Origin of the sequence: Streptomyces sp. NBC_00457, from assembly GCF_036014015.1 — a bacterium.
In the GTDB taxonomy this organism is placed as follows: domain Bacteria; phylum Actinomycetota; class Actinomycetes; order Streptomycetales; family Streptomycetaceae; genus Streptomyces.
The window spans coordinates 10,758,498-10,775,824 of record NZ_CP107905.1 but is presented as its reverse complement, the minus strand read 5'-3'; the positions used below and the strand labels follow the sequence as shown (position 1 = coordinate 10,775,824).

The 17,327-nt window shown below is 69.1% G+C and carries 11 protein-coding genes; 7 read left to right on the top strand and 4 right to left on the bottom strand.

All coding sequences use genetic code 11. From position 1 onward, the window contains the following. Positions 1-1,459: 1,459 nt before the first annotated feature. Together OG828_RS49205 and OG828_RS49195 are read right to left on the bottom strand one after the other, a co-directional pair. Entirely contained in the window at positions 1,460-1,855 is a 396-nt protein-coding gene (locus tag OG828_RS49205) for a hypothetical protein (RefSeq protein ID WP_328499621.1), read from the bottom strand. A gap of 919 nt (positions 1,856-2,774) precedes the next feature. Next, the gene (locus OG828_RS49195; RefSeq protein WP_328499622.1) at positions 2,775-3,686 is read right to left on the bottom strand and encodes a helix-turn-helix transcriptional regulator; all 912 of its coding nucleotides are present in this window, start codon (positions 3,684-3,686) and stop codon (positions 2,775-2,777) included. A 1,097-nt stretch (positions 3,687-4,783) separates the two neighbouring features. Here OG828_RS49195 and OG828_RS49845 point away from each other — a divergent pair. Next, positions 4,784-5,740, top strand: coding sequence for a bacteriocin fulvocin C-related protein (locus OG828_RS49845; protein WP_443062486.1), 957 nt, complete (start codon positions 4,784-4,786; stop codon positions 5,738-5,740). 341 nt (positions 5,741-6,081) lie between these two features. On the opposite strand, the gene OG828_RS49190 is transcribed toward OG828_RS49845, so the two are convergent. Both OG828_RS49190 and OG828_RS49185 read right to left on the bottom strand, forming a co-directional pair. Beyond that, positions 6,082-7,527 carry a hypothetical protein gene (locus OG828_RS49190; RefSeq protein WP_328499623.1) on the bottom strand — a complete coding sequence of 482 codons (1,446 nt, stop codon included), beginning with the start codon at positions 7,525-7,527 and terminating at the stop codon, positions 6,082-6,084. After that, positions 7,524-8,951, bottom strand: a complete 1,428-nt coding sequence (locus OG828_RS49185) for a hypothetical protein (protein WP_328504767.1) — start codon at positions 8,949-8,951, stop codon at positions 7,524-7,526. The genes OG828_RS49190 and OG828_RS49185 overlap by 4 nt, the downstream gene beginning before the upstream one ends. Positions 8,952-9,656: 705 nt before the next feature. On the opposite strand from OG828_RS49185, the gene OG828_RS49180 reads away from it, so the two are divergent. From OG828_RS49180 to OG828_RS49155, 6 genes are read left to right on the top strand one after another with little or no spacing between them, the layout of a single operon-like run. Next, positions 9,657-10,592, top strand: a complete 936-nt coding sequence (locus OG828_RS49180) for a conjugal transfer protein (RefSeq protein ID WP_328499624.1) — start codon at positions 9,657-9,659, stop codon at positions 10,590-10,592. Next, a complete protein-coding gene (locus tag OG828_RS49175) occupies positions 10,589-10,921 on the top strand; it encodes a hypothetical protein (protein WP_328499625.1) in 333 nt (110 codons plus the stop codon). The genes OG828_RS49180 and OG828_RS49175 overlap by 4 nt, the downstream gene beginning before the upstream one ends. Further along, complete coding sequence (locus tag OG828_RS49170) at positions 10,918-11,481, top strand: hypothetical protein (protein ID WP_328499626.1); 564 nt, start codon at positions 10,918-10,920, stop codon at positions 11,479-11,481. The genes OG828_RS49175 and OG828_RS49170 overlap by 4 nt, the downstream gene beginning before the upstream one ends. Further along, complete coding sequence (locus tag OG828_RS49165; protein WP_328499627.1) at positions 11,478-14,156, top strand: ATP-binding protein; 2,679 nt, start codon at positions 11,478-11,480, stop codon at positions 14,154-14,156. Before OG828_RS49170 ends, OG828_RS49165 begins: the two co-directional genes overlap by 4 nt. Further along, positions 14,153-14,530 (top strand): hypothetical protein, encoded by a 378-nt coding sequence (locus tag OG828_RS49160; RefSeq protein WP_328499628.1) that lies wholly within the window; start codon positions 14,153-14,155, stop codon positions 14,528-14,530. The genes OG828_RS49165 and OG828_RS49160 overlap by 4 nt, the downstream gene beginning before the upstream one ends. Continuing rightward, positions 14,531-17,320: a hypothetical protein gene (locus OG828_RS49155; protein WP_328499629.1), complete on the top strand. Its 2,790-nt coding sequence runs from the start codon at positions 14,531-14,533 to the stop codon at positions 17,318-17,320. The last annotated feature ends 7 nt before the right edge of the window (positions 17,321-17,327 follow it).

The following is a 17,327-nucleotide window of genomic DNA, read 5'->3' as shown; positions in this document are numbered from 1 at the left end:
CGAAATAGGTGGTGGCGGCGCGTGGCGGAGCGCGTCGGCAGGTGGAGGCGGCGCGTGCCATGGGTGCACGTTGGGGCCGTCTCGGGCGCGATCACTGCGATCGGCAGCCTGGCGTTCACGGGCGTTGCCACGTACTTCAGCGCGGTGGTGGCTAGTGATCAGCTTGAACAGTCAGAGAAGGCCGCCGATCAGCAGGCGAAAGCCCAGGCTGTTCAGGTGGCCGCCTGGGACGAGGCACCTCAAGGTGAGCAACCGCGCGTGAGCGTGATGAATCGTTCGGCAGACCCCGTCACCACTGTGACCCTCTACTTCGCTCTGGATGTGCACGGTGAACACGGAGGCGACATCGACTCCCTGTCCTACGAGATCAAACTGACGAGTGTTCCCCCCTGCACTGTGAAGACAGTCGAAGCCCGTCAACTGAGAATGGTGCTTCCCAGAACCGACAACGCCGGGGGGCACGAACTCAACGAGCTTCCCAAGGAAGCAACGCTCGTCGTCCGATCTGTCCGCCTGCGCTTCGCCGACCGTTCCGGCAAACGCTGGTCTCGCATCGACGGTCAGTTGATAACTGACAACACAGGCGCGTCGCAGGTAGGCCCTGACAATGTGGGTGCGTTGGTTGGGCGCCTGAAGGAGACAGCCGCCCCATCTTGCGGGGCGGAGCGGCACCGACTGAGGGGGAGCGCTGGCCACGGCGAACCCCGGTCGCCATCGGCGACACCAGCGCCCTCCCTGCTCTGGATGGCTGTTCCGCACCCAGCCGCGGGCCATGTTCGGCGACCGCGCTGCCGCCGTCCGAGTCGTCGAGGAACCCGACTCTTGACGCCCCACCCTGATGCCCGGTCTACGAAGGCACTGACACCCGGCCGATCCACGCACTCGAGTTGGTCCCGCTCGACTCCCTGACCGGCATCGGATTCAGCGAGCTATGCGTCAAGCTGTGCCGGGATGGATCCCGGGAGCCGGTTCCTACATGGGACCCAAGTCAGCCATCGGGCTATGAGCAGTACGGGGTCCCTCTCCGATCGCCTGACTGGACGCACAACACCGAGTCCGAACCACGCCAAAGATTCGGCGTCGACTCGGGACAGCCCCACGTCGACGAAGACGTTGCGGGCCACGTCCCCAGCTGAACTTGCCAGCTCTCGCAGTCGGGACGGGCGCTCCTCATCCGGCTCGTCATCCGCTGCTTGGCCGAGACGCTGGGCCAATTCGTCGACGAACTGCTCCGCGGTGGGCCACTGGCCGACCAGACGCCGGGCGTTCCCCGAGACGCGTTTCACGTACCAGCCCTCGGGGCCGCCGAAGGTCTTCCCGAGTTCGATTAGGCCATCGCACCTATCGGCGGATGAAGAGAAAACGATGATGGTTCACCCAGGTTTGCACCGACATGCGGCGTGGCCCTGGAAAGGTGGTTCCAGGGCCACGGGCCTCGTCCCCGGCGGGCGACTCCAGATTACTGATCGTTCAGGTAATACGGGCCCCAGGACGAGATGGAAGCCCCAGAGATGATGCGCCACCGCAGCATACTGCCGGTACCGTCCCACCGTTCGGTGGTGTTCTCGTAGAAGTCTTTGTTGCACACACCCCACTGCCCGACATTGAGTTGCGTAGTCGTGCAGTTGCCTTGGCGGTACAGTTCCCACCCGCCGTTGGTCATGTACAACCAGTTCTCCCACTGCATGTAGGCGGGCGAACTGGCGCTGTGGTTTCTCACCCACAGCTGATCGCCGTACTTCTTGAAGCAGGCATCCAGGTAGGAGTTGGAGTAACAGCTCATGCCCGACGGCGGTGAGCCTGGCACAGCCTGGTTGTAGTCGTCGGCTGCGTTGGCCGGCGCACTACTGATCACGAGTGTGAGAGCAGCAGCAGAAACACAGACGGTGGCTAGACGGCGACCAACACTGCGCGCACGCATAGGCATTCCCCTCTTCTGGGTCGTAACGGTTTCAGATCGCCCGTTTTCCCATGATCGGGTTGTCATAAGCCCTGGAGGGCTCGCAACGACCTTCTCCAGTCTGGTATTCGGGCAGTCGCTCGGATAGTCGGCCCGGCCGCTCCGTGTGCGGATGGAAGCGGGGGACATGCGGACCGGACAGCGAGACAAAGACTGACGGGGGAATGCCAGGCGGCGCAATCAGAGTTTTCTGTCCCGGACAGCTGACACTCTGTCCGGCCTGGTCACTCGCCTTGTCCGGATCCTGTCCGGATCCTGTCTGACGAGCTTTGCGCCGGACGCATCCGCCGTGAAGTCGTGGCCGACGAGGTCCGGCACCTGGCCGGCTGCGGCCTGCGTGAGGCCGAACCTCCTCGGCCGCGGCTGGCAGGGCACCAGGCCCAATTCACGTATGAGGCGGCGGACCAGCTCCGGGCCCGCGGCGACGCCCAGCGGTCCAACTGGGCCTGGATACGCCGGTATACACCTGCAGACGGCGACGGAGGGGTGAGCACGTGACTACCGAAGATGCGGGAACCTTCCCCGCACAGCAGGAACACGCCGGCCCCCTGCGGGGGCCGGTGGTGGTCGCAGTCGAACCCAGCATCCCGCCTGAACCGGACATGCCCGATGATCTAGGTCGTGGTCATCGGCCGCCGACCAGCACGAGTACCCCACTCGTCACGCACACCAGACCCGCGACCTGCGACTTCACGATGCACACCACTCATTGCCTCGTGCGACGACTCGCCTCTCAGTGTCGTTGAAGGAGCCGCCCGTGCGGCCAGGACAGGGGCAGGGTCGCCGCCTGCGAAGGCTCAGGTGCACGGGGCTATCAGCCCGCCCGGACCAGGAAACGCTGATCCGCCGCGCCGGTGCAGCGTTCCTCGATCGCCTCGGCGCCCGCAGTGGTGTCGTTGTCGACGATGCCGATGCACCCGCTGCTGGTGGCCGGACGCAGCCGGAAGGTCCCGGCAGTGGGTTCCAGGCGGAAGAGGGTGCCCTGCGCACAGTTCCGGCGGGGTTCGAGCATGCCTTTGAGCTGGTCCTCGCCCATGACCGTCAGGCATCCCTTTCCCAGCTGGGGATGGTGCCACTGGATGCGGTAGAGCCCCGCACCTGTCGGTTCGAGGTAGGTGCGCGGCACGGGGGCCTGGGCACAGGGGAGTTGGACGGCTACGGCGCTGTCGTAGGCGCCGTCGCGGTCGCGTCCGTCGGTCAGGCAGAGATCGGGCGTGCGGACGGGGTGGATGGTGACCCAGCCGTCGGCGGGAGAAGCCGGTGTCTTTGGCTCGTCGGAGTCGCCGGGGAGCAATCCCCAGGCGGCCAGGGCCAGGAGCGGGAGCGCGGTCGCGGCGGCGGCTGTGCGGGTCCTGGTCCGGCGGGGCCGCACGATCGCAGCCGCTTCGGCTTGCGGATGAGCATCGGTTTCGAAGTCGGGCGCAGGGACAGGCGCGGCAGTCGTGTGTGTGGTGGCGATCCGGTCCCTGGCGTCCAGCCAGGCGTCGACCCGCTCGCCGTCCCCGCAGGCGCGGACGAATGCGGCCAGCAGGTCGGGTCGCGGCAGGCTTGTCCGTCTGAGGATGTCGGCCAGCGTGCTGCGCGCCAGCACGTCGCCGTTTCGGGCGGCCTGCTCCTCCAATTCGCGATAGGTCAGCCCTGAACGCTCCTTGAGCTGCTGCATCGACTGGATGAAACCGGCAGCGTCTCGGGCTTCGTACGGCGACAACTCCCCCAGGTTCCCCATGAACGTCATCTTGCTGTGGCTTTGGCAGGAGGGACAACGGCGGAATCCGCCATGCCCGGCTGTCCGGGACACGATTCAGACAAGGCCCTGACCTGCCCGGACAGCCCATGTCTGTCCGGGACAACCGATGGCCGTTGCCCCGGCCGTGGGCGCCAGCCAGCCTTACGGCTTGTCATCAGCCTCTGCCTTCGGGGCGTTGCAAGCCTGCCCTGATAAGCGAATCCCGCAACACGATGCATAGGAGAAGATCTGATGCGCATACGCCTAGCAGCCGCCGCTACTGGCGCCGCTGCGATCGTAGCCCTCTGCGCCCCCGCCGCGGCACAAGCAGCTGTGCTCCCGTCGTCGGCTTCCGCCCCTTCAGCTGCCGCACCTTGCTCGGGCTATCGGGTCAATCAGGTCACAGGCGAGTCTCGCTGCATTTCTGGCTCATGGGGCATTTCTCACCGAGTAAAGGTCTACTGTCTCAACCCCCGAACCGGCGACCACGTGGTGACAGGACCATGGGTGGGTAGCACCAGCAGGTCTAGGGCTACGTGTCCGAATTTGGAATACGCCAGCGATATTTGGTCGGAGTGGGAATACTAAAAAGGTGAGGCAGCCTGGCGTAGTGGCCTGCCTTGTGTGGCGCTCCAGGTAGTCCCGTTGGGCTCCCTCGTACCGCACTGCGACGCCGGCAGGAGCCAGGCCGACGCGTTCGCTAAGGAGTTCCTCACCCCCTCCACGAGGATCGCCCCCTGCTGCGCCGCCTTGACCTGGCACGCTCGCCGACCTGCATAGATTCTGGGGCGTCAGCGCTAAGTCCTTCATCTACCGCTGCCGGGAAGTCGCCATGCTCTCCGACGCCTGTCGCGGTGCCGCCGGAAAGCGTAGTCGGCGGCACCGCAACAGGTCCTGCCCCGGAACAGTGGAACCTGCGACCACCCGACGCGATTGTCAAGCCACCGGCCTGTCCATCATGACTCTGCAGGGAATTGAAAAACGCAAGACCGAGGCTAGGACGCCGCTGATGGGCCATCGAATGCATGAGAACAACGCTGACCAGAAAATCACTGTCCCTCACTTAGTGAAGTTCCTGCAAGCAGAACAGGGAGAGAATGAAACCTCAATTAGATCAGACGCGATGGGTTCTAGCCTTCGACGGGGCATGTAATACATGCTCTGCCATCTCCGCATCTGTGTCAGAGGCAAGCGCCGGGAAGCTTGAGGTGATGCCACTGGAACATGACGACGTCCAGCGTTGGCGACACAGGAGAATGGGCGCGGACCCGAAATGGGCGCCTACATTGCTGCGAGTGAACGGCGACAAAGTAAAAGCCTGGACAGGCACCGCCATGTCATTCACACTGGCCAGGCATCTCGGTCCCCAGGTGACGGTACGGGTGCTGCGAGCACTGGGAAGACAACGCCAGGGAACCAGTGGGAAGCCTTCAGAGGCATCTGGCCCCGAAATGGGGCGCAAGCGATTCCTTCAGCTGAGTGGTGGCTTGGGCGTCGCAATTGGGCTGACCCTGACCGGTCGGACTCCCGCCTTCGCCCAATCGAAACGTACCGCGGCCGACGCCTGGGTTACAGCAAACATGGACCGTCTGCCGCGCACGTACGAGGAGATCGTCCGGCACACAGTCCCTTACCGGAAGGCAATCGTAAAAGCCCTGTCCCCCGAGGAACGAACCGCGGTCTGGCTCAGGAACATCGATCACTACCGCCGAGATCACCCCCACGCGACAGCCGCTCAACTCCAGGTCATGGATGATGTTTCCGCCCTCGCTGCTCGCGTCTTCGTGTCACCCGGCGATCACACCGAGGAGATGCGCAGACTCAGTAAGCGGGCCAAGGAGACACTAGGTTTGCAGGAAGCTGAAGCTATGGCCATGCGTATCGGTCCTGCTGACCCGCCAGCAATCCGGGGCCCGTCTGCCTATTGTGATTGTTCAACCCAGGACTGCGTTTGCTGCGCCGGCGGCTACTACTGCTTGCGCGGAGGTTGCACCGTTATTCCCTCCGACTGCGGTTTGTTCTGGATGTTCGATTGCAATGGTCGATGCGGATGATGAGGTCGGGGCCATCCTCGCCAGCCACCAGAGCGATGAGGAATCGCCCCAAGTACTGCCACCGCGGTCACGTCCGCGGGAGTGGTGTGTTGACGGCCACTCGGTGATCTCACTTCGAAGATCAGCCGGTGGCCGTTCATCTATGCGGGCACCATCCCCAATGCCGGAGCAAACCCCCGGATCAGGTCGAACCCGTACACCATCTCCATGGACGCAACCGTTGTGACACGGCCTCTGAGCTTGTCTTCGGGCGGCATTCGCAGCCGACGACGCAGGGTTGAACGTGATAACTGGCGCAGCGCACCGACATTGCCGCCGGGCCAGGGGTCAGAACCGGGCTTTTACGCCTGGTGGAAGCGCGGGGGCAGCAGGCCATCGCCCGGCCAGAGGTCCTGCTCGGCTACGAGGCCGGTGAGGAACTTGGTGACCTCGGCCAGGACGGCGGCGCGGTCCGTCGGCCCGTAAGTGGTCGACTGGTCGGCTGCGGTGTCGTAGGCGCGCACGTGGTTGTTCGGCCCGGCGATGATGAGGGCGCGCGCGATCTCGGGGAGGCCGAGGCTGAGGGCGTCGCACTCCCTGGCGTGGACGAGCTGCAGGAGGTCGGTGGTGACCTTCTCCCAATCGCCGACCTTCGGCCAGTCGGCGCCGCCGCCCAGTTCGTGGGTGAGGGTCGAGAGCGGGATGATCTCGCCCGGCTTGCGTCTCCGGGTGAGGCGTTCGTGAATCCGGGCGCCGTCGGGCTGTTGCACCTGGGGGTGGAGCAGGGAGGCGGCGGCGACCACGGTGGTGTTGATCTCCCGTGCGCCATCGCCAGGGTAGTACGGCTCGTGGGCGAAGAGCAGGTAGACGTCCGTGGTGCGGACGGCGTCGTCGGCCTGGGTTTGCGTCATGGGTCGGAATCCCTTCAGCGGTGAAGTGTCGGGTGCGGGTGAAGGTGTTGGCCGTGTCGCTGGTTCGAAGCCGGGCGGGAGCGGGCCCAACGGGCCGTCGCCACCGTGGGGCTGGTCGGCCTCGCCGGAAGCCAGCTCGGCGCGGGTGCGCTCCACGGTCTGGGCGACTTGGTCGGCGAGCTGGACCATCAGCCGTTCCCGGTCGCTAAGGCGAGTCGAGGCCGAGCGGGTGTCCTGGTTCTGGAGCAGGTCGGCGGCGTCCCACAACAGGTGGTGGCCGATCTCGGCCGCCCGGCGCAGGTCGTAGCGGTCCCTGCCAGCGGCAGCCTGGACGATGTAGGTGTGCAGGGCAGCGAGGCGCTGGAGGTACTGGCAGGCGGCGTCTCCTTCGACGCTGCGGACGTGTTCGCGGGCCCGGTCGTCGAGCCGGTCGGGCAGGTGCTCGGTGAGCAGCGGGGCAAGCAGCATCGCCGGCAGCACGAGGTCGGTGGGGATGCCGCGGTTGAGGGCGAACAGGGCGGCGAAGAGGCTGATGACGGCCACGAGAACCGCGGAGAGCCGCAGGGATGCGGGGCTTGTACTGGTCAGGGCGGGGCGCCTGGTCAGCCAGCGCACGGCCAGCCGTTGTGTCATCGTCGCGCCCGGGGTGAGCACCCCGATCTGTCGAGGGAGGTCGGGCAGAGTGCCGTCACCGGGCACGGTCCAGGTCAGCCAGCCCCACCCGGTGCGCTCGCACACGAGCACGGGCTCGCACGTGCCGGTGCACGCGGTGTCGCGGCAGACGTGGCCGGTCAGCAGCGCGCGGGATCGTTCTTCCTCCCACCGTCGCGGATCGCGGGCGAAGGGACGGAGAGGCTGCTGGGGTGCCGTGCGCGGTGTGTGGAGCGTGTCCGTCATGAAGTGCTCGCTTCCAGAGGATCGATCAGGGCTGAGGCGCATGTGGTGCAGCGGCCGTCGCCGTCGGGGTGAGCCCGGCGGGCGGTGGGGCCGGGGCAGGTGCGGCACGGCGACCAGCCGAGGCAGGCCGGGCAGAGGTCCTCGCCGGGGGCGGTGCCGGGCCTGCCGCAGCCGGCGCATTCGACGAGGGCCCGGTAGGTCAGGGCCTCGCTCACCGTGCGCGCGGCCGCGGACCTCGCCGATCGCGGCGGCATGTCACGCCACACGGGCATGTCGTGGTGATCGGCGACCGTGGCGGGCGGTGGGTATGCCTGGGCGGCGCGCAGGCGGGCGGCGATGATCGCGCCGACGGTGGTGCGGACCGGCTGTGGCAGAGGGCGGCCGCTGATGACGTGCTCGAGCTGCTCGCGCGTCCAGCCGGCGTCCAGCATCGCGGTGACGGTCCGGCCCTGCTCGGTGAGGACCTGGTCGGTCAGCAGCAGCTCGGGGCGCCGTGCGCCGATCGCCAGCAGCAGGCGAACGCCCGGTTCGAGGTCCGCGGGCTCCGATGCGGTCGGGGCCGTCCGCGGCGCCGACGGCGCCGCGCGGCGCGGTCGTGGTGCGCAGGCGCCGGGAGGGAGGGGTCTGGTCTTCTGCTGAGTGGTCTTCTTACTGTTGGTGTTCTTAGTGGACCGATCAGCCAACGTAGGGTCATCCAATGGTGGAAAACCCGACTCTGGCCCGGACCTGGTGTTTTGCAGGGCGGGCAGATCGGTGATGAAGTACGCGGCCGCACCGAGGGTGCCGTCCAGGTCGCGCTCGCGTTCGCGGACGAGGAAGCCGTGCTTCTCCAGTTCCTTCAGCCCGCTCTTGACGGCTGACTCGCCGTCGCGGCCCCGGCGGGCGATGTCGGTGACGGTCATCCGCCAGCCCTCCCGGTGCGTGGAGAGCAGTCCGAACAGGCCCTTGGCCTTGAAGGACAACTGGGCGTCGCGGAACAACGCGTTGGCGATCTGGGTGAACTGATCGCCGGCCATCACCCCCCGGCGGATCCCCGCCCCGAAGCGGCCGGCCGCCTCGGTCTCGGGGGCCGTGACCACCACGTCGGCTTCGATCAGCGCGATGTCCAGGGTGGCCGGGCGGTCGGTGATGCAGTAGACGATCTCGCCGAGGGTGCCGTCCGGGCGACGCAGGCGCTCACGGATCAGGTAGCCGTGCGCCTCCAGCTCCTTCAGGGCGGTGCGGACCGCTTCCCGTCCGTCCGGGCCCAGGCGGACGAGGTCGGCGATCGTCACCTGCCAGCCGCTCCGGTGCGTACTGACGTACCCGAAGATCCCCTTGGCTTTGAACGACAGCTGGGCGTCGCGGAACAGCGCGTTGGCGATCTGGGTGAACTGATCACCGGCCATCACACCCCGGCGGATCCCCGCCCCGAAGCGGCTCACCGCCGTGCCCCCGACGCCGGCTGCGCGCGGTAGCCAGGACGGCGCACCGGACTCGCCGAGGTGGGGCAGCCGGTGAGCCTGGGCGTGGAGGCGGGCGTGTGTGCCATGCCGCCAGCTCACCGGCCGACCCCGACCAAGCTGGCGGCCACCAGCCCCGACCATCGGTCACGATCCGGCAACGCAGCCGTCTAGCTGCCGTGGTCGGGTTCATGGTCGGGCCGACCACGCGGGGTCAGACCCGGCGGGCACCCGGTGCGCACGCCCGATTGCGCAGCCCCGAACGAGCAGTGCGCACGGGTGCGCAACCGGTCGAGGGTCGTGCGCAGTCGCGTGGCGCTAAGCGGCTGCGCAGTCCGCCCGAGGGTTCCTGACGTTCGGGTGCGCAGGTCTGGATGGCGCAGCGCGCAACTCCGCAACCGTCCCGGGCGAATGCCGTCTGCGCATCGGTGTACGGATCCGACGGCCGCGCGGCATGAACGCCACGCAGCAGGCGCCAGCAGTAGGGCTCGTGCCAGACAGGGTGAGCGGTTGCCAGCTCGCAGCTGACCCATGGTCGGGGTCATGGTCGGGCCGACCATGACCCCGACCATGGCCTTCGTGTCCCCATCGTGACCGTGGTCGGGGACTTGTGGTCGGTGGTCGGGTCGGGGTCGGCCGGTTGCCTCGGGTCAGAAGCAACAACTCGCTCTGACCTGGGAGTTTGGAATGTCTCCTGCCAAGCAGGCAGCGGAGGAGCACGCCGCTCCTCCGACCGCTGCGGGGGCTCGGCTGCAGCAGATGCGGCGTCGGGTCCGTCTGGGCCGCCTGGGCGTGTGGGCCGCCGTGGCGGCCGGCCCCATCGCGCTGGCCGTTGCTGTGGCTACCCCAGCGACCGTGGTCCGTGCCGCCTCCGCGGCGAAGCCGGCCACCACCGTGAAGACGACCGGGGCGGCCAACCCGGCCGGGTATGCCACGGTGTTCCTCGACGCGTGGCTGCGCAGCCGCGCAGGCGCCGAGAGCACTGCGCAGGCCCGGCTTGCGCAGTCGATGGGCCCGGACGTTGATCTGCCCGAGGCGTCGGATGCGCAGCCCGGCCCGGAGTCGGTCGTGGCGGTGCGCAGTGCGCAGCAGACCGGCAGGGCGTGGTCGGTGACGCTCGCTGCGCAGTACGCCGACGGCTCGGTGCGCTACTTCGCGGTGCCCGTCGTCGCCGACTCCGGCGGCGCCTCGTTCACCGTGTCCGGCGCCCCCGGGGTGGTCTCCGGCCCGGCCCGCGCCCAGGAGGCGCAGTCGCCGTACACGGTGACCGTCCCGACGGACAGCGATCTGTCGTCCGCGGCTGGGGAATTCCTCGCCGCGTATCTGGCGGGTGCCGGTGAGGTCGACCGCTACCTCGCGCCCGGCGTGAGTCTGTGGCCCGTCTCCCCCGCCCCGTACCAGACGGTCACGGTCCAGCAGATCCTTGCCGCCGACCAGGCGGCAGCTGCCGAGTCCGTCCCGGCGGACGGGACCCGGGTGCGGGTGATGGCCCAGGTGGAGGCCCGTGACAGTTCAGGGCGGTGGCCGCTGGCGTACGAGTTGACGCTTAAGGCCCGCTCGGGCCGCTGGGAAGTCGCCGCTCTGGAGTCCGGCACCGCCCGGGCGGGGGGTGCCGGGTCATGACCGGTGTGGTGCTCGCTGGGAGGCTCGACGACCTCGGTGACTCGTGGATCACGATGTTCGAGAACTGGGCGACCAAGGGCCTGCAGGCCGGATTGCTCGTCCTCGTCGTCGTGATCATGGTCCAGAAGTTCAGCCTGAAGGCCGGGATCGGTGCGCTGATTCTGATGGTGATCGCGCTCGGCCTGTACAACTCGCGCAACGACCTCGCCGACATGTTCGAAGACGAGGTCAAGAATCCGTCCAAATCGGCGCCCACAGTTCCCGGCATCGAGCAGGGTGAGCCGCCGGCCGCCCGTGAACACTCCGCAGGCGTCGGAGGCTGGCTGTGAGCGCCACCACCGCCGTACGGATGGGCCGCTTCTACACCGCAGCCCGCCGCCACCCGTGGGTGCTGGGCAAGGTGGCCGACTGGCGTATCCCGCTCGGCCCGTTCACACCCGCGCAGATTCTCCTCGCCGTCGTCGGCGGCTTCGTTCTGGTCAAGACGATTCCGTGGTGGTCGTGGATGGGGCCGGTCCCCATCGCCGCCTGGCTGCTGGCCATTTGGGCGGTGCGTCGCCAGAAGATCAAAGGGCGTGCCCCGATCCCAGCGGCCCTGGGCTGGCTGCTGCTGTGCTGGCAGCCGCGCGGGGGCCGGATCGGCGGCCGCGCGGCCCGCGACCACGCCGCCCGCCCTCTGATCGGCGGCTTCGTCATCGAGGGCGCCGCCCCGGCCGCGCCCCTCGCCACGGCTCCGCAGCCGCGATCGTCGGCCGGGCGTTCGCCGCGCCGGGCACCGGCACGGTCTCGGTCGGGCGATCGCCCGGTGGCCGTCGGCCCGGCGCCGGTGAGGCCGGCATCGGGTGTGCAGCAGTTGCTCGCGCTCGCCGAACAGGGGGGTGCGCGGTGAGGGTGCCGATCCGTCACATCGCCGGGCATCTGGTGTGGTCGACGCACGGCAGCGTGTGGGCCGTCTACCGGCTGCACCCGGGCCCGGACCGTCAGGGCCGCCATGAGGAGACCGTGCAGGGCACCTATGTGCCGGCCGCTGTACGGGAGGAGCAGCTTGCCAAGATCACCCATTTGGTGCGGTCCCTGTCGGGGGCGCCGCGGCTGTTCGGCCTGTGCGCCCGGGTCGATCCGGGTGAGGTCGCGCTCCGCATGATCGAGGGCATCGAACCCGCGGATGCACCGCGGGGCCAGATGCACCCGTGGGTGGAGAACGTCGAGGCCACGCTGGATCTGCTGGACGGGCAGGAGATGCACCGCCGCACCCTGTGGCTGGCGGTCCCGCTCCAGACCGACGGCGCCGGCTTGCAGATGACCGCTCAGTTCGGCGCGCTGTGGGCCGAGATCGCCCCGGCGCTGGGCATGCGGCCGACGCCAGTGGCGCGGCGGGAAGTGACCGCGTACCAGGAGCAGGCTGCACGGGTGGAGGCCGCCCTCGCCGACGGCGCCGCGTTCCGCCCCGCCCGCCCGGCGGAGATCGTGTGGATGGTCCAGCACGCGCTGCACCGCGGGATGGACGAGCCGCTGCTGGCCGAAGCCGAGAGCAGCGAGCTGTTCGGCGGGCAGGTACGCGAGGGGGTTCTGCACTCCCCCAGCTACGCCGATCTCGGGCAGGTCCGCCTCCAGGAGGGCGGCATCGACCCGGACCTCGACGACGTCGACGAGCTCAAGAGCACCGACCAGCTCACCCGGTCGGGACGCAAGGCGTGGTGGCGAGTGAACACGGCCTCGCCGCTGCGCCGCCGATGGCTGCAGATCGAGTCCGACGCCGGCACCGGCTACCAGGCGCAGTTGGCGCTGGCTGAGTGCCCGCCCGCGGTCAGCGTGGATGCCGCCGATCTGTTCGCTCAGCTGGAGACGCTCGATTTTCCTGTCGACTACACCGTCGACCTGACGCTCGTGCCTGCGGAGAAGGCGCGGGACCAAGTGCGGCGCAAGCGGAATGAACTCGTCGACCAGGCCGACCAGTACGACGCCCGGCCGACCGGCATGCCCGCCTCGCTCACGGACGCCGCCCGCGACCTGGGCGAGCTGGACGCCCGCCTGTCGCGCACCTCGGTCGAGGTCGAGGTGCAGTCCGTGACCGTCCTCACGGTGTGGGGGCCGACCGCCGCGATCTGCGACGCCCGCGCCCGGGCCTTGGCGGCCCTGCTCGGCGGCGCCGACTACCGGGCCGTACGCCCGGCCGGACTGCAGGAGGCGCTTTTCATGCTCGGGCTGCCGGGCACCACACGGCCGGGCGTAGTGCGGGAGTTCACGCAGCACCAGGTCTCCGAGGACTGGGCGTTGGGCGGCGCCTTCACCATCGGTGAGGTCGGCGACCCCAACGGCATGTTCCTCGGCATCGACCTGGACTGCGGCACCACCCGCCCCGTCATGATCAACGTGGCGGACGCGCCGAAGCACGACGCCAGCGCCTCCCTGGGCATCGTCGGTGATCTGGGGGCCGGGAAGAGCGTCCTGCAGAAGCTGATCGCGGAGGCGGTGTGGGCGCGCGGCGGCTGCGCGATCTGCATCGACCGCACCCCCATCCGCGAGTGGGCGACCTTCGCCCGTACCGCCGCGAAGGGCCGTGTCCAGATCATCGACGCCGCCCAGGCCGAGGTGTCCATCGACCCCTTGAGGATGTTCGACGGGCCCGAGGGCCGCCACTACGCCCTGTCGTACCTGACCTTGCAGCTCGGCATCGGCCCGATGAGCACCAACGGCGAGGTCCTGCACCACGCCGTCGAGAAGGCCGCCGCCAGCGATGCCCCCTCCATGCGCCGCGTGCTGAAGGTCCTGGAGGAGATGGCCGTACGCGAGGTGGGCAAGCGGCAGGACGCGGCGTCCGCGCTCGCCGGACTCGTCCGCGTCGTGGCCACCAACTCCCTGGCGGCGATGGTGTTCGATCCCACCCTGCCCCCGGTGCGGTTGGACGCCTCAAGCACCTCCGACATGATCGTGATCACGACCGCGGGTCTGAAGCTGCCGCCCAAGGCTGCGTTCGCCAACCCGGAGGTCCTGCACCAGCAACCGCTGGAAGCCCTGATCGGGCGTGCCGTGCTCTACCTGATCGCGGCGCTCGCCCGGCAGACCGCGTTCGAGGACCCCGAGCGGTTCACCGCGGTTGTCGCGGACGAGTTGTACTGGCTCACCTCGTCGGCCGAGGGCACCGCGCTGGTCCACGAGATCCTCCATGACGGCCGCAAGCACGGTGCCGGCCTGCTCGCCGCCTCCCACGACGCCGAGGAACTCGGCCCCGACCGCGGGCTGATGGCCTACCGGGCGCTCGCACGCACGGCCGACCGTGGACGCGCCCGCCGCGGACTTGAGTTCGTCGGCCTCGACCCGAACGACGCCGAGCTGCTGCGGCTGGTTACCACTGGCCTGTCCCCCGTCGGCCAGCGCGGCCGCGAGGGGGAGTTCCTGCTGGCCTGCCCACGGCAGAACACGGGCCGGATCAAGGCCGTCATCCCCCGCATCGAGCGGATCACCACGTCCATCGCCACCACACCGGGCCGCCGTACTGCCGCGCGCGCTGCGCATGCCTCCAGCGATCCCGCCACGGCACGACCGAAGGAACACGTCTCATGACCGCGTCTTCTTTCTCCGCATCCCGCGCCCGGCTCCTCGCCACCGCGGCGAGTGTCCTGATAGCCATCGTCCTACCGGCCGCCCTGCTCGCCCTGGTTGTGGGGGCAGGCGTGCCGGAGCCGTGGTGGCCGCGCACCGAACAGGCCTTCGCCGCCGACACTCACTCCGCATCCGCACGCCAGGATCCGTGCGATCTGATCGCGGGCCCGGCCAAGGAGTACTGCGAGCGCGGCGCCAACTCCGCCACGTCTTCGGCGAACGCGGCTTCCCGCGACGGCGCGAGCGCGGCTTGGATGCTGATTCCACCCGCTGCAGGACTGGCTGCCGTCGTCGTGTGGCGGCGCCGGGGCACTGCCGGACACGGGCGGCGCTGAATGTGGCGCCCAGACCGCGGCACACTCCGCTCGGCCGGTGTCGTCGTCCTGCTCACCGGCGTGTTCCTCCTGGTCAACAGCCAGGTCGTATACGCGGCGAGCAGCAACAGCGAGACCGGAGACCTCCTCGCGCCGCTGAACATCACCTCCTCCGAAGGGGTGCCGATCAACGGCTACGAGCTGAACGCCCAGGGCGGCTCCATCGTCAGCTTCAAGACGCAGTCCCTCGCCTTCGCCCTGTCCGGCCTGTTCACCCTCATCCGGCTCCTGGTCGGACTGGCGGGGTGGGCCATCGAGGTCGCCTTCCGGTTCCCGCTGCTGAAGATCCTCACCGCTCCGGCGCAGAAGGTCGCCGACGCCTACAACACCGTGGTCGTCGACGCCCTCGGTCTCAAGGGGCTGCTGCTGGCCTGGGGTTTCGTCTTCGCCGGCTTCATGATCGTGCGCGGCCGGGTCGGCCGCGGGCTGGGCGAGATCTTCCTGACCCTGCTGATCGCGGCGTTCGCCGCGTCCACCTTCGTCCGCCCCGACTACCTGCTCACCCAGAACGGACCGCTGGGGCAAACTCAGCAGGTGGCCGCCGAGGTCGCCCAGGAGAGCGTCAACTCCTACGACTGGGGCGGCAAGCTCGCCACCTTGAGTCCGTGCGACGGCATGGCCGGCATGCAGGAAATCAAGTGCGAGGAGCTTCAGGCCGCAAAGCCGGTGTCGGCACAAGACGTGGCCCGCCCGCTCCAGGACTCGGTCACCAACGCAATGATCGTCAAGCCCTACATGCTGCTGCAGTACGGGCGCATCCTCGACCCGGCCAAGAAGTCCGACCGCCAGGCCTACGCCGTCCACCTGAAGTGGGTCACCGGCGGCTACCAGGCCACCAAGGACAGCGACGCCAGCGGCGATGAGGACAACGGATGTGACCAACTCGCCCCACCCGCCCAGAAATACTGCGAAGAACGGAACGAAAAGGAGGAAGAGAAGAACACCTGCAGCCTCCTGGACGGCCAAGCCTACGAAGTCTGTATGCGGGACACCGGCGGGGGCAGTGGAGGCGACGATCCCTGCAACCGGATCAAAGGGCCGGCCAAAGCCTACTGCGAGCGCGGCGGCGGAGTCGCTGCGGACGATCTGCCCGAACTCACCCCCGGCGGCGAGCTGCTGAACTCGACCAACGCTGTGGTCAGCAAGGAGGACCGCGAGTTCGAGGCATTCCTCGGCGATTTGAGCGACTCCGGCGACGTCGGCAAGGCCTGCGCCGCGTACGCCAAGCAGCCCACCTGGTGGCGGGTCGGCGGCGCCTTGCTGATGCTGCTCGCCGCACTGTTCGTCTGCGGCATGCTGCTGTCGTCCGCGATCGTCCTGCTCGGTACCCAGGGTGTCTGCGCCGCGGCCGCAGCCGCCGGCGGCGTCACGTTCGTCGCCGCCATGCTGCCCGGGCCCCCACGGCAGTCGGTGTGGAGGTGGCTGTCGATCTGGGGCATTGCGATCCTCGCCATGGTCGGCATCTGCGCCTTCATCCCGTTCTTCGGCATCGCCATCGACGCCACGATCACCGACGGCCCGGACCTGATGGTCGAGCGGATCCTGCTGATCGACGTGCTGGCCATCGCGGGCGCGGCCGGCCACCGCCGCCTGCTGACCGGCATCGGCTCGTTCGGCCGTCGCATGGCCATGCGGATGCGCTACGCCAAGGTCGGCGGCACCCACCTGCCCGGTGACACCTCCGAGCTCGGCGCCGCGCTTGCCATGAACTCCCCAGCTGCGATGGGCGGTTACGGCGGCGGGCTGCGTGCCTTCACGGGCGGTGGAGGCGGCCGGTACGGGATGCTCGGTACCCGCCAGCGGCTGATGGGCGCGCTCGCCTCCTTCGTCGATGGCGCGGGGATGCCGGTGGACACCGGCGGCGTCCTCGCCGATGCCACCGCCGAAGCCGGACGTGGTCTGGCCCCGCTCACCGCGGCGGCGGCCGTGGGCGGGCTGGGCGCACGGCTCGGCGCGAAGGGTGCGCACTGGCTGCTGATCGGCCGTCGGCCGGACAGAGAGCAGCTGGCCAAGTGGCGCAAGCCCACCGCCGGCGGGGACCCGAGTTCGGGCGGCCCGCCGGATGGCGGCGACGGTGGTCCCGGCGGTGCGGGGCCGCGCCGGCCGGGAGGTCCGCCCGACCGCTACCGCAACGAGCAGGGCCAGGTCGTCGACCGCAACACCGGCCAGGTGCTGCACGACCAGGACACCGACCGCACGCTGCTGTCGACGCGCGCCCACAACCGGCTGGTCCGCTTCCGCGGCTACCGCATCCTGAACCGCGGCGGCCGGACCGCGTACGGAGCGACGTACGGCCTGCCCGCAGGCGTCCGCCGGGCACGGTCGGGCGGCTCGCGCTATGCCCAAGATGCCCGGCAGCAGGTGCGGGTGTGGGGCAACACTGTCCGCGAAGACGGCCGCGCCTGGGGTGACACGGGGCGTCATGTGGCCCGGGTTGTGCGGGAGAGCGATGACCGCGGCGGGCCAGGCCCCTTCATCAGCCGCCGCCTGACCAGGACATCGTCGGCGACCGCCGCCCCGGCGGCGTCTCCTCACCGGCCCGATGCCTCCCCTCGCACCGCACGGCCCAGCGCACCGTCTTCGCGCACCAACCGCACTGCGGCCACGCCGCCTGCCGGCCCGCCTCGCCGCACTGGCGGCAGTGACGCAGACGGTTCCGCTGGCATCACCAACCAGGAGCGGATGCGACAAGCAGAGGCATTGGGTGAGATGCGCGAACGGTGGCGCTCCGAGGACGGTGACGACGAGTGAGGCCGCC